The 19,312-nt window shown below is 43.5% G+C and carries 22 protein-coding genes, 1 pseudogene and 1 riboswitch; of the genes and pseudogenes, 3 read left to right on the top strand and 20 right to left on the bottom strand.

Features of this window, described 5'->3' with window-relative positions; all coding sequences use genetic code 11:
* The first annotated feature begins 43 nt into the window (after positions 1-43).
* Complete coding sequence (locus tag L5M28_RS21715) at positions 44-859, top strand: substrate-binding periplasmic protein (RefSeq protein WP_263204395.1); 816 nt, start codon at positions 44-46, stop codon at positions 857-859.
* A 67-nt stretch (positions 860-926) separates the two neighbouring features.
* Here the strand turns inward: L5M28_RS21715 and L5M28_RS21710 are convergent, their stop codons facing one another.
* The 13 genes from L5M28_RS21710 to L5M28_RS21650 form a co-directional block, all read right to left on the bottom strand.
* Positions 927-1,322 carry a hypothetical protein gene (locus L5M28_RS21710; protein WP_263204394.1) on the bottom strand — a complete coding sequence of 132 codons (396 nt, stop codon included), beginning with the start codon at positions 1,320-1,322 and terminating at the stop codon, positions 927-929.
* 327 nt (positions 1,323-1,649) lie between these two features.
* A complete protein-coding gene (locus L5M28_RS21705) occupies positions 1,650-2,054 on the bottom strand; it encodes a hypothetical protein (protein WP_105252762.1) in 405 nt (134 codons plus the stop codon).
* A gap of 32 nt (positions 2,055-2,086) precedes the next feature.
* A complete protein-coding gene (locus tag L5M28_RS21700; RefSeq protein WP_028760288.1) occupies positions 2,087-2,551 on the bottom strand; it encodes a GNAT family N-acetyltransferase in 465 nt (154 codons plus the stop codon).
* Between the two features lie 19 nt (positions 2,552-2,570).
* On the bottom strand, positions 2,571-3,176 hold the full coding sequence (locus L5M28_RS21695) for a GNAT family N-acetyltransferase (RefSeq protein WP_263204393.1): 606 nt from the start codon (positions 3,174-3,176) through the stop codon (positions 2,571-2,573).
* A gap of 405 nt (positions 3,177-3,581) precedes the next feature.
* Positions 3,582-4,205, bottom strand: coding sequence for a 2OG-Fe(II) oxygenase (locus tag L5M28_RS21690; RefSeq protein ID WP_028760290.1), 624 nt, complete (start codon positions 4,203-4,205; stop codon positions 3,582-3,584).
* Positions 4,206-4,392: 187 nt separating this feature from the next.
* Complete coding sequence (locus tag L5M28_RS21685) at positions 4,393-4,896, bottom strand: GNAT family N-acetyltransferase (RefSeq protein ID WP_263199091.1); 504 nt, start codon at positions 4,894-4,896, stop codon at positions 4,393-4,395.
* A 30-nt stretch (positions 4,897-4,926) separates the two neighbouring features.
* The gene (locus tag L5M28_RS21680; protein WP_173496563.1) at positions 4,927-5,475 is read right to left on the bottom strand and encodes an NAD(P)H nitroreductase; all 549 of its coding nucleotides are present in this window, start codon (positions 5,473-5,475) and stop codon (positions 4,927-4,929) included.
* Positions 5,476-5,660: 185 nt separating this feature from the next.
* Positions 5,661-6,254, bottom strand: a complete 594-nt coding sequence (locus L5M28_RS21675) for a DoxX family protein (protein WP_263204392.1) — start codon at positions 6,252-6,254, stop codon at positions 5,661-5,663.
* Positions 6,255-6,334: 80 nt separating this feature from the next.
* The gene (locus tag L5M28_RS21670; RefSeq protein ID WP_263204391.1) at positions 6,335-7,192 is read right to left on the bottom strand and encodes a DUF6279 family lipoprotein; all 858 of its coding nucleotides are present in this window, start codon (positions 7,190-7,192) and stop codon (positions 6,335-6,337) included.
* A gap of 193 nt (positions 7,193-7,385) precedes the next feature.
* Positions 7,386-8,498 (bottom strand): phosphotransferase, encoded by a 1,113-nt coding sequence (locus tag L5M28_RS21665; protein WP_263204390.1) that lies wholly within the window; start codon positions 8,496-8,498, stop codon positions 7,386-7,388.
* Positions 8,498-9,151, bottom strand: a complete 654-nt coding sequence (pnuC, locus tag L5M28_RS21660) for a nicotinamide riboside transporter PnuC (protein WP_028760296.1) — start codon at positions 9,149-9,151, stop codon at positions 8,498-8,500. Before pnuC ends, L5M28_RS21665 begins: the two co-directional genes overlap by 1 nt.
* Positions 9,152-9,197: 46 nt before the next feature.
* The gene (locus L5M28_RS21655) at positions 9,198-9,458 is read right to left on the bottom strand and encodes a hypothetical protein (protein ID WP_028760297.1); all 261 of its coding nucleotides are present in this window, start codon (positions 9,456-9,458) and stop codon (positions 9,198-9,200) included.
* A gap of 97 nt (positions 9,459-9,555) precedes the next feature.
* On the bottom strand, positions 9,556-11,820 hold the full coding sequence (locus L5M28_RS21650) for a TonB-dependent receptor (protein ID WP_263198367.1): 2,265 nt from the start codon (positions 11,818-11,820) through the stop codon (positions 9,556-9,558).
* A 54-nt stretch (positions 11,821-11,874) separates the two neighbouring features.
* Positions 11,875-12,013, bottom strand: a riboswitch (TPP riboswitch).
* Between the two features lie 197 nt (positions 12,014-12,210).
* Between L5M28_RS21650 and L5M28_RS21645 the strand changes: the two genes are divergently transcribed.
* On the top strand, positions 12,211-12,891 hold the full coding sequence (locus L5M28_RS21645; RefSeq protein WP_012196926.1) for a Crp/Fnr family transcriptional regulator: 681 nt from the start codon (positions 12,211-12,213) through the stop codon (positions 12,889-12,891).
* 67 nt (positions 12,892-12,958) lie between these two features.
* Here L5M28_RS21645 and tsgA read toward each other — a convergent pair whose 3' ends face one another.
* From tsgA to hinT, 6 genes are all read right to left on the bottom strand, one after another.
* Positions 12,959-14,134 (bottom strand): MFS transporter TsgA, encoded by a 1,176-nt coding sequence (tsgA, locus tag L5M28_RS21640; RefSeq protein WP_219252759.1) that lies wholly within the window; start codon positions 14,132-14,134, stop codon positions 12,959-12,961.
* Positions 14,135-14,184: 50 nt separating this feature from the next.
* Positions 14,185-14,889 (bottom strand): purine-nucleoside phosphorylase, encoded by a 705-nt coding sequence (gene deoD / locus L5M28_RS21635; protein WP_012196924.1) that lies wholly within the window; start codon positions 14,887-14,889, stop codon positions 14,185-14,187.
* Positions 14,890-15,189: 300 nt separating this feature from the next.
* Positions 15,190-15,585: a YcfL family protein gene (locus L5M28_RS21630; protein WP_028760301.1), complete on the bottom strand. Its 396-nt coding sequence runs from the start codon at positions 15,583-15,585 to the stop codon at positions 15,190-15,192.
* 169 nt (positions 15,586-15,754) lie between these two features.
* Positions 15,755-16,252, bottom strand: a complete 498-nt coding sequence (locus L5M28_RS21625) for a PaaI family thioesterase (RefSeq protein ID WP_168823948.1) — start codon at positions 16,250-16,252, stop codon at positions 15,755-15,757.
* Positions 16,239-16,766 (bottom strand): PaaI family thioesterase, encoded by a 528-nt coding sequence (locus tag L5M28_RS21620; protein ID WP_263198368.1) that lies wholly within the window; start codon positions 16,764-16,766, stop codon positions 16,239-16,241. Before L5M28_RS21620 ends, L5M28_RS21625 begins: the two co-directional genes overlap by 14 nt.
* Positions 16,763-17,119 carry a purine nucleoside phosphoramidase gene (hinT, locus tag L5M28_RS21615; RefSeq protein ID WP_006081303.1) on the bottom strand — a complete coding sequence of 119 codons (357 nt, stop codon included), beginning with the start codon at positions 17,117-17,119 and terminating at the stop codon, positions 16,763-16,765. The genes L5M28_RS21620 and hinT overlap by 4 nt, the downstream gene beginning before the upstream one ends.
* 144 nt (positions 17,120-17,263) lie before the next feature.
* Here hinT and L5M28_RS21610 point away from each other — a divergent pair, with 144 nt between their 5' ends.
* Entirely contained in the window at positions 17,264-19,030 is a 1,767-nt protein-coding gene (locus L5M28_RS21610) for a M61 family metallopeptidase (protein ID WP_263198370.1), read from the top strand.
* 98 nt (positions 19,031-19,128) lie between these two features.
* Here L5M28_RS21610 and tnpA read toward each other — a convergent pair.
* A pseudogene (gene tnpA, locus L5M28_RS21605) lies at positions 19,129-19,312 on the bottom strand (IS200/IS605-like element ISSod23 family transposase); the annotation flags it as partial.

Here is a 19,312-nt window from a genome sequence, read left to right as displayed (position 1 = left end):
TACTTGTAAAAAATCATTCATGCTAAAAATAACAAGGGTGACTATGATATTGAGCCAGTTGTGTCGTCTACTCTTTTGTTTAGCCTTAAGCATTAGCGCATTTACCGCGGCTATCGCCCAAGATAAAGTTCAGTCGCCAGCGATTCCCGAGTCAATTCCGACAATTCATGTCGGTGGTTATCAATTTGCTCCCTATGTCCATCAACAACAAGACGGCCGTTACACAGGTCTCACACTCGATATCATTAATGCATTAAATCAAGTACAACAAGAAGTGGTCTTTAAATTTGCCGTCACCAGTATTAAGCACAGATATAAAGCCTATTCCTTAGGTCGCTTCGACATGATGCTCTTTGAGAATCCCGCTTGGGGATGGCAAAAAATAGCGACTCAGTTTATTCCGCTACATATGATAGATGGTGAAGTCTTTATTGCACTTAAAACTAAAGCTCATAACCAAAGCTATTTCAAAAACTTAACCAACAAGTCAATTGCGTTCATCAAAGGATATCACTACCAGTTTGCCCACTTTGAAACCGATGCGAATACGCTGGCAAAGCAATTTCGTCCCTTGTTCGTCAGTCACAATAACGCCTCTATCGAAAGCATTCTACGTGAACGCGCCGACATAGCGCCCGTGACGAACTCTTACTTACAGTATTATTTAAAGGTTCATCCAGAAGAGAGAAAATTACTTTTAATATCAGATGAATGGGACCAAAAATACGCCAATGGCATTTTACTCAACCCCAGTTCACAGCTCGATAGCAAAAGGCTCTCACACTGGATTGAACTGCTCATCAATAATGGTAAGCTCGCTGAACTCGCCGCCCAATACGGTATTCAATTAACCCCATAATTCGCTGTTTATTTTTTCAAACTCTGACGCTTCAATCGCGATGATTTATCAAGTTCTCATGAGCAATTTACGCGGCAGACAAGAGTGGCCCTAGCATAGCCAAAATACCAATGAGTAAGAAAATCAGCGCTTGCACTATGATCATCTGGCCACTATTTGGTGGACTCAGAGTGGCAATATAAAACTGCCAAATCGCAAAGATCCCGTAGTTCATCCCGAGGAATAACAACAGGCTAAAGGCATACATCCCAGGGATCACCTTAAGTGCACAGGCTAAAAGTGCAGCCGTTGAAACCACAAAAAATACCGATTGGCAGTGAAATAAGCACAGTAGCATTTGCTTGCTTTGCTGTAACACATTCGCCTTCAAGAGCGGCGCCAATAAAACCCGCTTACCATAGATTAAATGGTAGCCACAGACTCCAGCACTCAAAACAGTCGCTGCCATTATTGTTAATACCATAGTGCTCCTATTTAGTACTCATATTTGATTATCTTTGAATATCGTAAACTGAACTAAGAATTTAAAACTGAGGAGAATTTAAACCCAAGGCTTAAATACTTGACCATGTAACTAAGACCCTAAAAACTGCGGTTGAGTTTCAGCCGAGCGAAAATAAGCAACTTGGTTCTAAGCCCCTAAACCAAACGGGGCTAAAATCTATGGGGAAACCGACTCAATATGAATGCTCCATCTGCTCCTTAGTGCTTGTACTTTAACGCAAAAAAGGAGCCATCAGGCTCCTTCTCTTCACAATCCGTAAACGATTACCCTGACTAAAACCTACGATTACATCGTCGCCATAGTCCAATAATTTAAACGCTTTTGTGGATCGGCTAACAGGTTTTTACATTCTTCTTTATATTTACCCATTAACGCACCTAAGTTGCTTGACCCACCTAAGCTTTCGATTTGACGGGCTTTAGCATCGGCAACCGCTTGAGTGACCTCTGCTTCAGAGCTGTATTTCTTAGCTAAATTCTCAGACTCAATTTTAGAACTTTTTAAACGCTCACCCACGGCCTGCATTTGCGGTGCATTCATCGCCCCAATGGCTTCTGAGCTAATTTGATAGTAAGCGGCACATTCAATGGCTTCTTTACTAAACGCTTTTTCTGCTTCATCAGCCCAAACTGCAGTACTGGCACTTAAGACTAAACCACCTAATACTAACGTTTTTACCTGAGTTAACATGTTATTTTTCCTTTTAATCGCCATAAATAAACCTACTCAAGCCCTCGGTGGAGCTCAAGTTCGTAGATATAAAAATCTTGGTTACGCACAAACCCTAAACCTTCATACAAGCCCTGCGCACGCTGGTTTTTTTGCTGTGTTTCTAACATCAAATAACTCATATTATGCGCTTTGGCATAACTGGCGGCCTGTAGCACTAATGCCCGCCCAATACCGACACATCGGGCATGTTGAGTCACATACACATCATTGAGGATCAACATAGGGGCCAAACGTAACGATGAAAAACTGGGATACATTTGAACAAAACCTAATCCAAGCCCTTGATTATCTTTGGCTATAAATATCACTGATGAGCCATCTGACACTCTTGAATGAATAAACTGCTCCGCAGCCGCGAGATCATCCCTACGCCCATAAAACTGTCGGTACTCATTGAATAACACTGCAACCTCATGGACATGAGTCACATCTACTCGAGTTATGATGCTTGCCATGGGCTTTTCCTATTTATCATTAGAGTGATGGCGGTCGTTGTCGCAATCGAAATTGCAGACTGTTTTTCACCGTTGGCCACTCGGTATCAATAATGGAATACACCACGGTATCGCGGATCGTACCGTCCTTAAGAATCTTATGATTTCGCAATACACCATCTTGCTTAGCGCCCAGTCTTGTAATGGCTTGTCTCGAAGCTTGATTATGCCAGTGAGTACGAAACTCAACGGCAATGGCGTCTAAAGTTTCAAAAGCAAAGGTCAATAACAGCAGTTTAGCTTCAGTATTAATCCCAGTGCGCTGGGCACGTTTAGCATACCAAGTGTATCCAATCTCAAGACGGCGATTATCAAACTCCCAGTTGCAAATTCGCGTGCATCCGACGATTTCCCCTGACACTCTATCCCGCACCGCAAAGGGAAAACTCAGGCCCCGCGCTTTTTCTTCGAGTGCTTTAGCCACATAGAGCTTCATCTCAGTTGGCTCAGGGACACTGGTAAACCATAAACGCCAAAGTTGACCATCTGTCACGGCTAGACTCAATGCCGCCACATGGGACAAAGATAAGGGCTCAAGTACAATATGCTCACCACTTAAACAACCTAAGTTATCTTCACAGCCCACAGTATCGCCTCCGTTAGATGATAGAAAAGTGTGTTGTAGCGCACATTTCTATCTAGCCTAACATTAAACGAGAATAAAAAAACACCCTATTTTCAGCATGATTGGACAAATTCATTCCATTGTTGGCGGCTTAGATTACCTAAAGCTTAAGAATGTAAAAAAAATTGAAAAAATGAGTAGAAGGCAGTTAAAACAGGTTGGAATAAATACTGCTGCGGAAGAACACGCCGTGATATGGCCAATCAATATCCGAGAAATAGCCAATGACATTGCGCAGTCGCGATAAGTGATTGGTGATTCGTGATTGATGATGACGATGACCAAAAGCGGCAATCGAGAGCAAAAACACCTAAACCTGTGGGCAGCATTTAGGCGTTTGTTATCTGGTGAAGTTAAAAGCTAAAGTTAAAAACCATGCACGCTGTTACTGACCCTAAACCAGCCCGCAATGCTATTACGCTGGGCCAAGGTTTTAGTCACTTCATGGGGAAAACGCTCACTGAGGAAAATCACAAAATGGCCCATTTTAGGCGCGATGCGCTCAATCTCAATATCGGCTTCATCATAGATAATCAACTCACCACAATCTGCCGCTTTCCAGTCGGGATTTAAGAAAAACACTGTGGTTAAAATACGATTTTGGCTGCCTTTTAGCGCATCAACATGTTTTTTATAAAAGGCCCCAGGCTGATATACCGCATAGTGGCTTTCATAATCGAATAAGCCCATAAACAAGCGACGATTCAAGCCATTTTTGAGTTGTGTCATCAACTCAAGATACTGGGCATCAGGCTCATTTTGCTCTTCTAGCCACTGTATTCTGTCACGGCGAATGTCTGGATTTAAGTGCTGTTCAGAACCTCGACCGATAGAGGCAGCTTTTAATTCATATATTTCAGTTGATTGAATTTTTTCCAATAGTACTTGGCTAATACAGGAAGGAACTAAGTCAGATAAAAAGATATAGCCTTTGTCTACCAAGGCATCAGCGATCACGTCCAGCATTGCTTCACTTAATTGCGAAACCATTATGCTACATCCAAAAAAGGGCTACGCTTTTGCTGTACTCAAGGGCTCAAGGAGGGATTAAGTGAGCCTGATTTTCGAGGGGCGTCGATAAGAGATATGATTGCCATATCTCAACGATAAAATTTGCGAAATTCTAGAATAAAGAAGACGGAATTACAATAAAATAAAAACCTATATAAACAATACGTTAAGGTTGGCCAAACAGTTCAACAGGCGCATCATGATCACTAAGCTGCAAACAACGCTCAAAGTGTAATCCAAGTTTGTTCAGCAAAGCTTTTGAAGCACTATTATGGCTGCTAACAATCGCGACAATACGCTCAATACCTAAACTTTTACCTAAGTCAAAAGCGGCTTTAGCCGCTTCGAATGCATAGCCCTTGCCCCAATATTGCGGCAAAAAAGCATAACCTATATCGACATTGTCCAGTGTCGGCCGTTTGATTAAACCGCAGATGCCAATGGTGAATCCATTCTCGGCAAGCACTACAGCATAAAAACCAAAACCGCACTCGGCATAACTTTTCATCGGTCCATTGACGATATAATCCTTAGCCTGCACAAGTGTGCGTACTCCTCTATCCCCGATATTCTCTATAAAGCCTTGGCTATTGAGCAAGACTAACATAAAAGAAGCGTCGGCTGGGGTTAACTGCCGCAGGATGAGTCTAGGAGTACGCGCAACTTGCATAGAATTTCTCCACTAAAAAAAGAGGCGGATTTATAAATAACGGACGTACTGACTGCCGTCCTTTTGCGGTTTCTTGGGAGCGGTAACGGCTGGCGTCCCCACATACAAAAAGCCGACAATTTGATCGTGTGGCTCAAGACCTAAAGCAATATTCACATTCGCATCAAAGGCAAAATCCCCTGTACGCCACACTGCACCTAAACCTAAGGCAAAGGCAGCCTGCTGCATCGCCATGGTCGCACAACCCGCTGCAATGAGCTGTTCAAGTACGGGGACCTTGGAATGTTGCTGCGTTTTCGCCACGACAGTAATCACCATAGGCGCGCGCATTGGCATGCCCTTAGCTTTATTGACAAAATCCTCATCGGCGCCGCTCGCTTTCGCTGCCTCAACAAAGATATCTGCCAAGGTATCTAACCCTTTTCCTACGGCAATAATAAATTCCCATGGCGCTAAAGCGCCATGATCTGGCACACGAATGGCAGCATCTAAGATGATTTTTAATTGACTCGCATCTGGAGCAGGAGCAGTTAATCGTGGGGTTGATTGGCGAGTGAGTAAAAGTTCAATAGCGTCCAAGTTCTTATCCTAGTTCGATATAAATTGCGCTCAAGCATAGCAAATTGCTGACAAAGAGGCATAAAAAAATCCCACCGCTTGAGTGGGATTTAACTTGTTGAGTGCACTTAACAATCGAGTGGGCTGCAAAATTAAATGCGCTTGAAAATCTGATGCAGTTAACAATTGGCCCGCTTGAGAAAGACTTACTTAATCCCACAGCGCTTAGCGATGAAATAATCTAGGCTAGTGTAACGACCACCGCCTAAGGTAAAAAGCGCCAACAACATAATAAAATAGGTGATCGCAAACTCAATACCATTATTAAGCACAGCAAAATTACCTGAACTGGTCAGCCAGTCATAGTTACCGTGCTCCTGCAATAACTCTTTGGCTTTTATCAGTTTATCCCCTGCCTCAATCACTCTGTCATTCGCAAGCCAAGAACTACCATCGGCAATCGCTAACCAACCATTTGGCCAATGCACAGTCAATGCGGCGACCAACATAGTGACCATTAAAGGGATTGAAATCAGTCGCGTCGCGAGCCCAAGCAGTAACAAGATAGCACCAAAGAACTCAGTTCCCGCCGCCAGTCCTGCCATTACCGCCGGCATTGGCAGGCCTAAACCCCAATCGGGATTGGCAAACCAAGCAACCGTATCTTCAAAGTGAGCGAGCTTGTTATAGCCTGCTTGCATTAACACAGGTGCAAGGTAAATCCTAAGGGCTAATGGCACTAAGCCTTCGAAATAGCGGCTCATATTGAGCAGTTTCTGATAAAGGGATACGAGTGGCATAAGGTCTCTATTAGTAGTTAGTTGGCTGATTTATTGGCTTGCAGGAATAGACCCTAGCAAGGTAATAAATCTTTCATTGCCTAGGCTTCTTTTTCAATCGCTTCCTGATTCAGTTCCTTGAGATCTTGAATGAGCCCACCTAACTTTTTATAAAAATGCTTAGACTGCTGCTCCGATAAGCTCGCATTCAGCGCCAGCAGCAAAGTCCCGAATGCCTCAGTATTTTTACGTAAAAACACTTTATGTTGTTCTGACTTAAGCTCATCGGGCTGCGTCATCAGCAAGGTCAAACGCTCGGTTAATAATGTTTTATCGGCGCGCTGACCCAATGCAACTTCAAACTGGCGTAACCATTCGTGTCTGTACTCAAGCCACATATCTAAGGTGGATAAACGCTGTTGATTATATTGGTGAATAAGCACTTTTTGCTCCGCAGTTACACTTCCAAGCCAATCATCAAATTGGGTTTGAAGGTTTTCATCGGCATCTTTTTGTAACTGTTCAGGGGTTTTACCCGCAAATTCTTTAACGAGCTCCTGCTCTTCCTCCCGTAATTTTGTGAGGATCTGCTTCACCTGTTCATCGGACAAAGACATTATGATAGGTAGAAGCTCGGGCAAGGCGAACTCAAACAATCGAAACCAATGCCGCTTAGCAATATTCACATGATCTGCCCATAGCACTGGCGTTAACGTATTGGTTTTTATGAGGCTTTCGACTTCGGTCAATTGCACCACATAATGAGCTAACTCTTTGGATTGGTGCCAAATGACAAATTTTTCAATGAGGGAATCGAATGCCTTTTGCTGAGATTTATCTAAGGTAACATAATCCTCTTGCTCCCAGCCGATGGCCCAGTCGAGGAAATGGTAACTGAATTTAGTGGAGCAGGCGCTTAAGCCTAAGAGACACACAAGTAGCATCACGCCTTTTTTCATACTGAATAATCCATCCTAGAATTGTTGCTAATAAGACGCTTGAGACTATATAAAGTTGCTTTTTATATCAAACAAGTTTGTCTAATAAAGGTTTTCAGTATGTTCTACCCGCATGTCCCACCAATCGAGCGGTCAATGCCATAAGGGAATGAGCCATTATCATCAGATGGAAACTAAGCACACGCAATAATGGCTATTTGGGGGTGATCAGCGGCCAGAAGCAATCAAACCAAGCAAGGTAGTCGGCGCTACGACTGGGTTCTGTTTGCGCTGCCATCAATAATGCCCAGTAACAAGCAAATACCCAATACATGTCAATAGCGGCAGGCACTGCCGTTACGGCTTGTGCAGTAACATAAGGGTGTCCACTCAGATACTGTTTCACCAACACACTTTGCTGATAGGGCGTTAACGCATGGGTCGCTAACACTACAGCCAACTCACACAGTGGATGCGACGCCGTCGCATACTCAAAATCGATACAACACAAGCGGTTATTTTTAAGTAACAAATTATGGGGATTAAGATCGCGATGGCAAAACTGTGGCTTGATTATGCAGGCTGCTAACTCATCACACCAATGTTTGATTTCAATTTGAATTGCAAGCAGCTTAGCCATCCGCTCGTTCCAATCGTGAGTATTGCTATCACCAATATCACTACCCTGCTTCAATGACACAACACGCCTTAATACTGGCTCACTAAATGTTGCAGAAGCCTGATAGGCAAGCATTTGCTGGTGATATTCCTGCCACTGCTCAGTGATACTAATAGCATAAGGCCCTGTAGGCAGATCGCGTAATTGCAGCAATAACGCCAATAGCAAACAATGGGCTTGGTTGGGATGCGTTTCTTGTTCTGCTGCCGGATACTGTAAATAATTAAACGCCGATTGCCCCAGCACAAAATCAGCAGCACTCGTTTGGCGCTCTAACGCTGGCCAGTGAATTAAGCCTTCGTTTTCAATATCGTCACTTTCAATATAATCACTTTCAATAAAATCACTGAGGTAATAACGCTCATCTTCGCTCACCCACAACAGTTCAGGAGCAAGTTTAGCTTGAGCCAATTGCTGCCAGTAAAAACGCTCCTGCTGGCGGTTGCAAAAACTGTCCGCCGCATCCGCATTCACCCGCAGCACATAACTGCCTGTGGGCATAGTGATTTTATAGTTGTGATTACTTAAGCCGCCCGCAAGCTCATGAATACTTAACACGTTAACTAGCCCTGCACTTTTGAGTATGGGGTAAAGTGCTTTGAATGGCTCGCCTGCTGAGCGCTGCATCGAGACGTTTATATCGAGCATTAACTGAGTAACTTCAAGGTATTAGCTTCACGGGCGTCGGCTAACGCGGTTCGCCACAGGAAATACCCCACGACCGCCAGACCCACATAAAGCACGAATAACAAGGATGTCAGCATCAAGCCTTTGCTGAGATAAAGGTAAATCGACACTATGTCGATAACTACCCAATAAAGCCAATTCTCAAGTACCTTTTTTGCCACTAAATAAGTCGTCATCACGGCGAAACAGGTTGTCGCCGCATCTAGATACGGGAATGCGGCTTGGGTATATGTCGCCATACCGTGACCAACCAAAAGCGAAATCACACCCGTCGCTGCGATCAACTTTAAATGGGTTTTCAATGGCCAAGTGGTCACTTTTACTCCTTGATGCTTATCACCACCTTGGGTCCAGAGCCAATATCCATAGAGCGCCATCGCCATGTAATAGACGTTAAGCACAGACTCCATCAGTAGCGACACCTTCCAAAACAACACAGTGTAAATGGCGGTACTGGCAAAGGCCGCCGCCCAGCACCACACACTGGCCTTCATCGCCAGCAGTAAATATGCCATCGCCAACAATACCGCGAGGGCTTCCCATACGGTCATCACATGGACTTCACCAAAGGCCGTATTAACGCTCTCGACCAAGGTTAACCATAAATCTGTCATAGTGTTGTTCTCATTGCCTATTTGTCGCTTACATGGCGGTCAATCATTATTCGCTGTGGGCTAAATTCAGCTCACCACCGATAAACTTACACACAAATACTGCCTTGCCCCATTTCTCATGGGCCGCTTGCATCTCGGTCGCTAGCATAGTCATCACATCTAAATAATCGCCGCACACTTGAGTTGCCATCGCATTAGTCACGCGCTCGATATTGGGATAACTATCCACGCGGCCAATAAACCACTTGATAGGATCGAGGTAATTTTCATTAAAGGGATACATGCTAATTTCTGCGGTCAGTTTCATTTTAATTCCTTGATATTCTAAAGTAAGGCTGTAGCCCAAATACTGGGCTACAGTTCAGTTAACACTTAAATGATTATACTCACTTTAAAATGAGCTATTACATAAACTTAACGTTAAAGGTTACGCCAATCTGACGCGGATCGCCGTAACGAATATATTGCTTTTCCGCCCAACCGTTATCTGGCTCATTGCCAAAATAAAAGCCACGTACACCGTATTCTTCATTAAACAGATTGCGTCCCCACAAATATGCCGACCATGCGCTCGCCTCATAACCTACGCGAGCATTGACGATAGTGTAGGGTTCAGAGCGGGATTCATTGCTGTCTGAATAATAGAATTCACTCTTACCGCTAAGATTCAGGTTAGCAAACCAACCCGAATTAGCACGATAAGTCCCGCCAAGGCTGTAGGTAACGTGTGGAGAATGGGCCAGATCGCGGCCAGTTAAATCCACAAACTTATCTTCACCCACCTCATACTGATAATCACCATAGGCTGTATTTAAATAGCCAAGGCTAGAATATAAATGCCAATTACTATCGATGTACCAATTAGCATCAATTTCAAGACCATAGTTTTTTGAACTTCCAGCATTATCTACAAAAAGAATAAACTCACTTATATCTTCAGGATTTTGTTTAGATGCAGATACTTGCTGGTCTTGTCTATCCATATAAAAAATAGCAACATTCGTACTAAGAGCGCCAGATAACCATGCAGATTTAAGACCTAATTCATAGTTATATAAAGTTTCCGTATTAAACTCTTTTTTATCACTGAAATCAGCGGGAAGTGTCATATTAAAACCACCCGCTTTATATCCTCTGGCAACGCGAATGTAAGCATTATGCTGTTCACTCAGTGCTTTACTCAATGCGAGATGACCACCCCACATAGTTTCAGAGGGCGAAAAAGCATCCAGATTTGTATCACTATAATCACTCGAGCGATTTTCTAATCTCAATCCAAGAGACAGTAAATAATCATGACTCATATCGATATCGAGTTGACCAAATATCGCATAATTTTTCGCATCATATATTGAATCCAGATATTTAGTTCTTTCTTTAAAGCTAGGATTCAAACCACCGTTACTATATTTTGCATAATCAACCAGACTGTTGTCTTCCTGCAAATTAGAAAAATAAACGCCAAATAACCAATCAGTCGATTCGTTAAATATTTTCCCTGCATCATTTGAAGTAAGACGTAATTCTTGAGTAAACGTTTTTCTTTCACCAACTTTTGACCATGTTGCATCATACACACAAGGCAACTTTCCTATTGAATTCCAATCGGCATCATAAATATCACATTGCTTCCCAGCCCAATACTCAGGGTTCGACCAATCGCCATCGTAACTGTAATGGTGATCGGTATTCGCAAAAGAGGTTAACGAAGTTAATTCGAAGTTTTCTGCGCCGGAATAGGTCGCTTTAAAACCCGCGCCTGTGGTGCGCTGGCTATCAACACCCGGTTGATCCGATGTTGTCTGGGTTGGTGAATTGGTTAAACTCCAGACATCATAGCCATTATCAAAATCGGCATGCAGCACAGTTAAATCAAACTGCAAATCATCTGTCGCATACCAGCGCAGCTTAGCGCGGCCGCTGAATTCATCGCGACCATTGGTATCATCACGGTCTAAATACAAGTTATCGTGGTAACCATTTTGCTGATGTTGCTGCATTGACACACGATAAAGCAGCTTGCCAGAATCCGTTAATGGGCCAGAACTGAAACCACTAAAAGTGCGTAAATCATCATCGCCTAACGACACTTCGCCGCCATGCTCAAACACATCAGTTGGATCGTTACTCTTCAGATAAATCAATCCCGCTAAGGCATTCGCGCCATAACGCGTCCCCTGCGGTCCACGAAGCACTTCGACCTGCTGTAAATCGTACATGCTCGACACCATGCCAATACCGGATAAATCGATATCATCTATGATGTAACCCACGGAAGAATTAGGTGCGCCTTGGTATTGCTCCTGCTCCCCTACACCGCGAATTTGAAAATATTTCGGCCGAGAGCTTCCACCTGACCAGTTAAAATTGGCGATAGAATTAAGCAAATCTTCAAAGTGTTGCGCACTTTCATCTTGAATTTTTTGACTGTCGATAACGGTAATGCTGGAGGGCATTTTTTCTAAGCTTGAACTGCGAAAATCCGCCGTCACCACCATGACTTCCATCTCAGTGCTGGGATCGGGTCTGTCAATAGCGTCGGTTTGTGCAAAAACAGGGGTGCTCAGCGCTGCAGCGATGGCTAACGCCAGCGGCGCTCGGGCTAAAAATAAGCTTGGCAATACGGTTGAAAATGGAGATTGATGGTTTGACGTTTTACGGTTTGACATAGGACCTCAAATATAATGTTTGAGATCCGGCAACGAATAAGCGATTCAGAAGTGTGCTGTTGATTGGCCCATTCCTACGCCGGTATTAGCCGGATCAGGTTCTAAGGGTTCGTCAGATGACATCTCAGTTTGCAGCCGTTAACGTTAAAATCAGAGTAACATTAATGCACAACAAACACCCCTTGGCGGTGCCTAGTATACATGACGGAAATAAAAAGTGGGCACTCTTATCTCTGCGATTCAATTAAATGTCGCGAAAACCACTGCCCTTCAGTCCGTATGATGAAAATATCTTTAGTAGCCGCCTAAATCCTTTCGTCCATTTGACCGCCTATTATGATAATGCTATAGAAGGTCGCAATTTCGAACACAGTAAGAGGACAATAGTCGATGCAGCTAAAACCTTTATCGAAAGGACGTTATAGCCAGCGATGGGAGCAAGACTATCCACTTATTGAAGCGGTTGTACTTAGCTGCATCAGCGAAATAAAAATGCTCAAAAAAGGCGCTCACCTCATGACGCAGGGGGAAGCGATGGCATCACTTGTATTGGTAAAGCAAGGTCGAGTATCGCTCGGCCATACCGCAAGAAATGGTCGGTGTTTTCAATTAGGTACTATTGATTGTGATTCACAACTGTTTGGCGAAATGGAGTTCTTCACCCAGTACCACTGTCAACTAGACATTATTGCCAGTGAACCCTTAGAAATCATGTTGATTAGCGCTGAAAAACTACAACATTGCCTCGGTCAGCATCCTCAACTCGCGCTATTTTTCGCTAGTGCAATTGCGATTGACTACCAAGACACAGTGGATATTTTTACTCGACGACTGCTCTATCCCATCAGTTATAACGTGGCATTTGATATTTACCATGAATACTTAAATGACTTGCCCGTAGATGGCTTTAGTAAACGCTATTTAGAGGCTGAACGATTTGGTACTACCGACCGAGTCTACCGTCGGGCGCTACAAAATCTTGAGGAACGAGGCTTAATTGAGCGGAAAAAAGATGGCATTCGGATTTGTGATCTCAACGCACTCAAGAAATTTGTTGAAGCAGGTATATAACCGCTTTCAACATAACCCACACTCGACTTAATTTAACAACCGAGTGTGGGATGGATGCACAGGTAAATTAACTTACCGATGGAGAGTGTTGTTCCATAGCCGATTTCATCCGACTTGAAACGATCAATAGCATAAATATCGCTGCGTAAAGCAGAGGTATCACATACATCACTGTTTGTAATCCGATAATACGTTCAAAGAAAGAACTGATGGCTGGGCTAAACATCGCCCCAGCACTTCCGCTAATAAGAATATATGACACATTTTTGCTGCTGGCTTTTTTTACAAAAGACACGCCATAAGCAATAAATGCATTATAAAGCGCGGCACACACAAAACCGTAACCATAGGTTAAATAAGCTATCCAATTAAGATTATTGGTACTGACAATGGCAGCGGTGATCACCATAGCTAAAGCAATAATACCGACTAAGAAATGGTGAATTTTTACACGAGTCACAATCACAGTCGAAATTAACGCCCCAATTAGCGCAGCGGACCAATACTGGGTAATAATATTACCGGCATCTTCAAACGGAATATCAAATTTTTGTTTTACAAATAAAGGTGCCCAAGTTAAAAAAGTATATAAAGCCAACATTCCTAAAAATAAACCAATACCTCCACTAATAATACCGAGATTCCATTCAGACTGTTGTTTCTCTTGTGTTGTAGAAGATTGCTCGCAAATAGAGAAATGAGTGAACAAGGTAATAATGACTGTACCGAACGCCACTAAACCTACGGCTAAATAGCTATAACTCCATGATAATGAATTTGTTAATGCATAAGTCGTTATCAATGGAAAAATAACGCCTGCAATATTAAACGTTGCATCTTGCACCACTAACATTGTGCTTTGTAATTTCTCTTGCCACACAGACACCACAATCGTACCAGCAATACATAGACCGATACCGCCACAAAAACCAATTAAGGTCATTGCTACCATCACAACTTGTAGGGAACTGGTTAGATGTAAAGCCAGAGCAGAAAGAGCAACCAGACTGTAACTTATCAAGGTCATTCTTTTGATACCCATTTTTTCAATAAAGAAAAATGCTGCAATCGTTCCCGCGAGTGCACCGCCATTAAGCAATGAAAAAATTGATGCAACTTCGTTAACATTAGCGGCAAATTTCTCAGCTATGGGTTCAATCAACATCCCAAATTGGGTCGCAAAGCCCGCCATAATAAAATTGGCGAGAAAACTGATGGCTGTTAAAGTAATTTTATTATTCATTATGTCATTCCATAAGTGAAATGCTAAGGGTTCAAAGGATGGCTTTAAACCTAATTGAGGGCGGTTTCTAACGCGAGCTCGATCATATTATTAAAAGAGAGTTGGCGTTCTTCGGCCGTAGTTTCTTCACCGGTTAAACAATGATCCGATACCGTTAAAATGGCTAATGATTCGATACCTTGTTGGTGTGACAATCCATAAAGCCCCGCCACTTCCATATCAATACCTAATACCCCAAAACGTTCAAGTGCGGGGATCATATCTTCGTCAGGATCGTAATAAAGATCACCACTAAAGATATTACCAACTTTTACACTAATACCTTTCTCATTCGCTGTTGTATAAGCTTTATGCAATAAAGAAAAGGTCGCAGAAGTCGCCATTTGGTAGCCGCTACTACGCTTAGCGTTAGTAGGTGAATCCGTACCTGCGGCTTGGGCTAAAATGACATCTCGCATTTGTACATGTTTTTGTGTTGCACCTAAACTGCCAATACGAATAATGCGTTTCACGCCAAAATAATTAATCAGCTCATGGCCATAGAGCACCATAGATGAAATACCCATACCATGCCCCATAACGGAAATGCGTTGTCCTTGGTAAAAGCCTGTGTAACCAAGCATATTGCGAACATTCGTGACTTCTACGGCATCGGTGAGATAGGTTTCAGCGATATATTTAGCACGTAGTGGATCACCCGGCATAATAACAGTTTCAGCAAAATCAGTAGGTTGAGCATTAATATGAGCAGTCATCTTTCTATCCTCATGTGGTAATATGCTGATAGTAGTGCTCAATCACTGAATATATTTAGGACTAAAGTCCGGATTTCATCTTGCCGTAAACCTTTTTGCTTAAAAATGGGTAATTTATCGCAACTTTCAATGTCAAAAAGACGAAAGCTAATAACATTTGAATGACCTTAAGGTCATTGAACGTTGATGTAAAAAGAATAAAAAGGCTTACTCCTTAAAAGAAGTAAGCCTTTTTAAAACGGGTTTAATATCAAAAAATCAATTAAACACGGAATAAACTAAACAGAAGTAAACTCAAGCTTAGTTTGAAAAGGTTTCACGCACGTATACATCAAATTTAACCACTTGGGCATTAGGTGCAACAGCGCCGACTTGCAATTGCTGTTTACCGTGTAATTTCACCGATTTCCAGCTGGTCGCTTCATCTTCGATAGTAAAACCGCTGGCATCGTACCAAGTGAATTTATATTGCACACGCATATCGGACGAGGATTTGCTAACAATCAACGCTGAGCCCTGCACTAAATCACCGACTCGGCGTGCATCCACACTCTGTACCGCAATATCTCTGGCAAAGCTGGAGTTATCGACGCGGGTTTCACCCAGTGAGCTCACTGAAATCCCTGCGGTATGTGAGGCACAAGCACCTAAGGTAAGCGCTGCGGCCAGTAATAACCCTGTATAAACTTGTTTCATATATTTCTCCTAGTCACGCCACAAAATACGCAGCTAGCGCATCATTTCCCATTAAACGACAAACTAATCGAACAGTGCTGAACTCATGCTTAATAACATAGGTTAAATAAAGCATTCTCAATCTAAAATAGTGAATCAGTCATGCTTCATCAATCTAAACTTAATCAGATTAATCAATCAAAAAATGTGCCCGTGCCGTAGCAATAAGCTGCTTACGATTGGTTTGCCAACAATCAATATTCACGTTGGCGACTCGTCGACCCTGACGGGTAATACGACACTCAGCAAAACTATCCTTGTGCAGACCTGCACGTAAATAGTCGATTGAAAAATCAACGACTTTAGGCACCTTTGCCGTTTGCATAAATACCATTAACTGCACTATCGCTGACATTTCCATAAAGCCCGCAATCACGCCGCCATGAATAGCGGGCAACACAGGATTACCGATATTGTCGTCTTTAGCGGGCAATTTAAAAATCAGTTCATCACCAAAACGCTCCACCTTCATGCCAATAAATTTGGCATAGGGAACGTGCTCAAGTAAATGGCCAAAATCATTAAGTTCAGTGGCGCGTTTAACTATCCCTTGCACATCAATAGGCGCTTTAACCTGTGCGTTTTGAGTTGTACTGGCTGCATCTAGTATCGAATTATTTGCGCTCATCACTCTCTCCTATCGCAGGCACGGCTTCACCCATTAACGCTTGCCTAAAGGCATCACCAACCATTTCAGGGCTTATCCGCATAAAAGAGCCGACGGCATGGGCGATGGGATCGTCGATACTGTCTTGGTAAGCAATTGCCCGAGTAAAGGCAACATTAGAAGACAACTTATAGCATTCTGCAAAACCAAATACAGGCTTATGGGGCTGAGCGGGCTTCATGTAGTCCACCCGCAAATCGAGCGTAGGTGATATTTCTAATAATTTGAATTTATGGAAAATAGCGCTCACGACTGCACTGCCACAGGCAGTATCCATTAAGGTAGTGATCACTCCACCATGGATAACGCCCGTATCGGGATACCCAATTAATTCAGTGCTGTAGGGCAACTCAATCAACACATGGTGCTCACTCGCCTCCAGTACCGTTAAACCGAGACGGCGACACTGGGCTAGTTGATCCACAAACCGCTGCGCCATTTGGGTCAGCGGGAAAAAATCCGAATTGACCTTCATTTGCCTTGGCTCAACATGGGCCCCAGAGGCTCCCCGCCCACAAGGTGGAAATGAATGTGATAGACTTCTTGTCCACCGTGTTGATTGCAGTTCATGATCAGTCGGTAGCCATCTTTAGCGATACCCGCTTCCGCCGCTAATTTAGCCGCAACCGTCATCATACGGCCAAGCACCGGCTCATCAGAGGCTTTCATGTCGTTCGCCGTTGGGATCAAATGATTCGGCACAATCAAAATATGGGTTGGCGCCTTAGGGGAAATGTCTCTAAAGGCAGTCACAAGTTCATCTTGATACAGAATATCCGCGGGAATTTCGCGACGAATAATTTTGCTGAAAATCGTTTCTTCGGCCATGGGGCGTCCTCCTTGGGTTAGTTGGCATAGTATACTAGCAATTCAATACTTTGTGTCTGCAGATATTTTGCTTTTCATTTGCCAGTTGCAGGCATTTTTGGCAGCATGGCCACCATTAAAACACTCAGGTTTTGCAGGATAAATATGATCCATTACCAGATAATCCCCGTCGATCCGAAAGCCCATTTATTCGCTGTCACTATGACATTATCACAACCCAAGCCAGTGCAGGTCTTTAGCCTACCCGCTTGGCTGCCAGGCAGTTATATGGTGCGCGACTTTGCCAAAAATATCATTGAACTCAAGGCACAAGATGCACAAGGCCAAACGCTTAAGCTCACCCAACTAGATAAGCAAACTTGGTCGATTGACAATAATAGCAGCGAAATTATTCTGACTTATCAAGTGTATGCTTGGGATCTGTCGGTGCGCACCGCGCATTTGGACACGACCCACGGCTTCTTTAACGGCAGTAGCGTGTTTTTATCCGCCCATGGTTTCGAAGACTCTTTACACACCGTCTCTATAGAGCCACCAACAGAGCCAACATTAAGTGACTGGCGCCTTGCTACCAGCATGACTCGCACCAATGGTGACGATTTTGCCTTCGGCCAATTTTCAGCTAAAAGCTATGACGAGCTCATCGATCATCCGGTGGAAATGGGCTTATTCACCTTAGGGAGTTTTGATGCCTGTGGCGTGCGGCATGATATCGTACTCAATGGTCGCCACCGTGCTTGTATGCCAAGGCTCTGCCAAGATTTAAAGGCCATTTGTGAGTATCAGATTAACTTCTTTGGTACGCCTGCACCGTTTAAACATTATTTGTTTATGACCACAGTATTAGACAATGGCTTTGGCGGTTTAGAGCACAGAGCTTCTACTGCATTAATGTGTTCACGCAAAGACTTACCGCTGTCGCTAGATATGCCAATCAATAATGACTATCGCACTTATTTATCCCTGTGCAGCCACGAGTATTTCCACAGCTGGAACGTTAAGCGCATTAAGCCTGAATGCTTTTTACCCTATAAACTTGAGGCAGAAACCTATACGCCACAATTATGGGCCTATGAAGGCATCACCTCCTATTACGATGACTTTCTTACCTATCGTGCAGGTCTGGTAGATGAACAAAGCTATTTAGATATGCTGAGTGAGACCTTCACCCGTGTCTATCGCAGCCAGGGGCGCTTTAAACAAAGTGTTAAGGACTCAAGCTTTAATGCTTGGACTAAGTTCTACAAGCAGGATGAAAACGCACAAAATGCCATCATCAGTTATTACACTAAAGGGGCTCTGTTTGCGCTGTATTTAGATTTAACCCTGCGCAGCGAAACCCAGGGCAAATATAATCTCGACCATGTTATGCAGATTTTATGGCAGGAATATGCTCTGCAAGATAAAGGCACCACAGATACTTGCCATCAAGCCATCGTGGAACGACTCCTTGGTCGTGATTGCCAAGATCTGTTTGCCTACTTAGATAGTACGGACGATATTCCGTTAGCGGCTTTACTCGCCGAATTTGGGGTCAACTTGAGTCTTCGATCCAGTCAAGGTGCGCAAGATGTGGGCGGCGGGCAAGCGAAAGGTTATGAGATTGCATTCGGCGCGAAAACCCAAGCAGCACCTGTTGGATTAAAAATCGTGACTGTCACCCAAGGCAGCCCTGCACACCTTGCAGGGTTAAGTGCAGGTGATGTGTTAATTGCCGCGGATAACCTACAAGTCTCAGGACAATTTGAGGCGCAGCTACAGCAGTATCCGCTGGGTGAATCGTTGAATTTACATTGGTTTAGACGGGATGAATTGATGACGGGTGGGTTAACTATTGCTGCCGCGCCTAAGGATACTGTCGCCCTATCCATTCGTGACAAAAGCAAAATAGCGGCTTGGCTTGGACGTTAATAGGCTTTCGGCTTAAGAACAACTTTTGAGAAATAGTAAAGAATCCGCCTTCTTAGAAGGCGGCTTTGACTTGCCCCTGGAAGGGGCTATTCCAAAAACTACATCATCTGCAACGACAATTGAGCCTCATGTTCCTGATCTTGTTTATCTTGATGGCGCACATATCGTCTAATGATTTCTTCATTAACACCTACTGTATCTACAAAATAACCTCTGGCCCAAAAGCTATTGCCCCATAGCTTTTTACGTACATGAGGGAATTTATTGAATAGCCTTATCGCA

The sequence above is a fragment of the Shewanella sp. SW32 genome (assembly GCF_025653365.1).
Taxonomy (GTDB): Bacteria; Pseudomonadota; Gammaproteobacteria; order Enterobacterales; family Shewanellaceae; genus Shewanella; species Shewanella oncorhynchi.
The sequence above is the reverse complement of the archived record's forward strand: the minus strand, read 5'-3'. Positions and strand labels throughout refer to the sequence as shown.